Genomic DNA, 3,942 nt, shown 5'->3' with positions numbered 1-3,942 from the left:
TAACCGATGAGTGTGGAAATACAACTGCTCTAGACCAAATTATTACTATAGAAGATAATATCGCTCCTATAATAGATGTATCTGCAACAAATATTGTAATTGAATGTGAGGGAGAAGGAAACAATTTAGCAATCCAAGATTGGTTAGATTCGAATGGTGGAGCTATGGCTTCCGATAGCTGCGGTAATGTAATTAATTGGTCTAATAATTATAATGGAGCAGTTCCTGATTGCACAACACCTATCAGTGTGATTTTTACAGCAACTGACGCTTGTGGTAATTTTAGTACTACAACTGCAACTTACGCTATTCAAGATACCACACCTCCTGTGGTTACAAATGCAATTAATTTTAATTCAGAATGTAACAGTATAGATAATGACAATGATTTACAAAATTGGTTAAATTCTAATGGAGGAGCAACTGCAACTGACGACTGTTCTTCTGTGACATGGTCTAATGACTTTACTGCACTTTCTAATGAATGCAGTTCAACCGGATCTGCTATTGTAACTTTTACTGCTACGGACGGTTGCGGAAATAGTTCGTCAACAACAGCAACATTTTCTATTGAAGATACTACTCCTCCAGTAATAACAGCTCCTGCCAACAATCAATCTATTGAATGTAATATTGATGGTGGTGTAACTGAAGATATTTTAACCTGGTTGGCACTAAATGGTGGTGCTTCTGCTACTGATGATTGTTCTGATGTAATATGGTCTAATAATTTCACATCACTCTCTGACGGATGTGGTGAAACTGGATCTGCCACAGTAACTTTTACAGCCACAGATGGTTGTGGGAATTCAACATCTACAACGGCCGTTTTTAATAGTGTTGATACTTCCAACCCTATTGCTCCTGATACTCCTGAGGATTTAACTTTTCAATGTATTGATGAAGTTCCTATGGCTGGTCAATTAACTGCTAGAGACAATTGTATGGGTACAATTACTGTTACTGGTATTGACACCATTAACAATTCTAATCCTTGTAATATTATTATTACTAGAACATGGAATTTTATTGATGAATGTGGCAATTCTACATCAATTTCTCAAAACATTACTGTAGCTGATACTATTGCTCCAGATATTACTAATTGTTCTATAGAAAACACAACTTTAGAGTGTGACGAAACTGAAAACGAAACACTTGCCAATGCTTGGAATGCTACCAATATTGCTGCTCTCGAAGCTTGTGCTTTAGACTCTTGTGATACAGACTTTTCTGGTCAAGTGACTTCAAATTATGATTTTGATAACTTAAATACAACATGTGGTCCTTGTGGCACTATAAATGTAACTTATACAATAACTGATGATTGTGGAAACACATCATCTGTTGCTGCTACCCTAACCTTTGATGATGGAACAATACCTGATGTCTCTAACTGTTCAGTTAATGATACTGCTATCGAGTGTTCTGGTAATGATAATGAACAACTAGCTGGCAACTGGAACACCAACAATATCAATGCTTTAGAAAACTGTGCAGATGATCTTGGTGTTACTGTAACTTCAAATTATGCGTATTCTAATTTGGCTTCAACATGTGGTCAAGGTGGTACTATAACTGTTATTTATACCATAACTGATGATTGTGATAATGCAACAACATTAACTGCTGTTTTAACTTTAGAAGATACAACACCACCAAACTTATATAACTGTTCTGTTACTGATACCACTATCGAATGTTCAGGTGACAATAACGAACAACTAGCTAATAATTGGAATACAGCTAACATTTCAGCATTAGAAAATTGTGTTGCAGATTCTTGTAACAATGATTTTAATGGTCAAGTAACTTCAGATTTTGCGTATACTAATATAGACACTACTTGTGGTCAAAGTGGTAAAATCTCTGTTATTTATACTATTACTGATGATTGTGGTAATGAATCTATATTGACAGTATTTTTAACTATTGAAGATACAACACCTCCAAACCTAGATAACTGTTCTGTTACTGATACCACTATCGAATGTTCAGGTGACAATAACGAACAACTAGCTAATAATTGGAATACAGCTAACATTTCAGCATTAGAAAATTGTGTTGCAGATTCTTGTAACAATGATTTTAATGGTCAAGTAACTTCAGATTTTACGTATGCTAATTTAGACACTACTTGTGGTGAAAGTGGTAAAATCTCTGTTATTTATACTATTACTGATGATTGCGGTAATGAATCTATATTGACAGCATTTTTAACTATTGAAGATACAACACCTCCAAACCTAGATAACTGTTCAATTACTGATACCACTATCGAATGTTCAGGTGACAATAACGAACAACTAGCTAATAATTGGAATACAGCTAACATTTCAGCATTAGAAAATTGTGTTGCAGATTCTTGTGACAATGATTTTAATGGTCAAGTAACTTCAGATTTTGCGTATGCTAATTTAGAGACTACTTGTGGTGAAGGTGGTAAAATCTATGTGATTTATACCATTACTGATGATTGCGGTAATGAATCTACATTGACAGCAATTTTAACTATTGTAGATACTATTGCTCCAGATATTACTAATTGTACCGTAGAAAACACAACTTTAGAGTGTGACGCAACTGAAAATGAAACACTTGCTGATGCTTGGAATGCTACTAATATTGCTGCACTTGAAGCTTGTGCTATAGACTCTTGTGATACAGATTTTTCTGGACAAGTGACTTCAAATTATGATTTTGATAACTTAAATACGACATGTGGTCCTTGTGGAACTATAACTGTTACTTACACCATAACAGATGATTGTGGAAATACTACTGCTTTAACTGCTACTCTAACTTTTGATGATGGTACAATTCCTGATCTTTCTAACTGTGCGCTTGAGGATTATACAATGGAATGTATTGGAGATGAAAATGCAACTCTAGTAAATGACTGGAATTTAAATAACATTGTTACTTTACAATCTTGTGCAAATGATAATGCTGTAACGGTAACTTCAGATTTTGATTTTGCTAATTTCGTGGTAACTTGTGGTCAAAGTGGTACTTTAAAAGTTATTTACACCATTACAGACGACTGCGACAATGCCACCACTATTCCTGCTACACTTATAATAGAAGACACCATTGCTCCGACATTTACGGTGCCTGCAGATGTAACTTTAGAATGTGATCAAGATCCAACCGATTTGACTTTAACAGGCGATGTTAACGATGAAGCTGATTTATGTTCAGGAGTATTAGAAGCAACTTATTCTGATGTAGTTACCGATGGTAGCTGTATAAACGAATCAATAATTACTCGTACTTGGTTGTTAACTGATGACTGCGGAAATGTAACGTCATTAACACAAACAATTACAATTCAAGATACAACGGCTCCAACATTTACAGTGCCTGCAGATGTAACCTTAGAATGTGATAGCGATATTACCGATGTAACTCTAACTGGTGATGTCACCGATGAAGCTGATAATTGTTCATCTGGTCTTGACGCGACGTATGTCGACTCAATAACTGAAGGCGACTGTCCTAACGCATCTATCATTTCAAGAACCTGGACACTAACTGATGACTGCGATAATACAACAACATTAGTTCAAACAATTACAATTCAAGATACAACGGCTCCAACATTTACAGTGCCTGCAGATGTAACCTTAGAATGTGATACCGATATTACCGATGTAACCCTAACTGGTGATGTAACCGATGAAGCTGATAATTGTTCATCTAACCTTGACGCGACGTATGCTGACTCAATAACTGAAGGCGACTGTCCTAACGCATTTATCATTTCAAGAACCTGGACACTAACTGATGACTGCGGAAACGTAACGTCATTAACACAAACAATTACAATTCAAGATACAACGGCTCCAACATTTACAGTACCTGCAGATGTAACCTTAGAATGTGATACCGATATTACCGATGTAACTTTAACTGGTGATGTAACCGATGAAGCTGATAATT

1 protein-coding gene is annotated in these 3,942 nt (G+C 35.6%); it reads left to right on the top strand.

What is annotated here, in order from left to right:
• Positions 1–3,942: HYR-like domain-containing protein (locus TD29_RS18485; protein ID WP_040279748.1), on the top strand; the 3,942-nt coding region annotated here is incomplete at both ends.

The organism is Psychroserpens damuponensis, assembly GCF_000826655.1.
Lineage (GTDB): Bacteria > Bacteroidota > Bacteroidia > Flavobacteriales > Flavobacteriaceae > Psychroserpens > Psychroserpens damuponensis.
The sequence above is the reverse complement of the archived record's forward strand: the minus strand, read 5'-3'. Positions and strand labels throughout refer to the sequence as shown.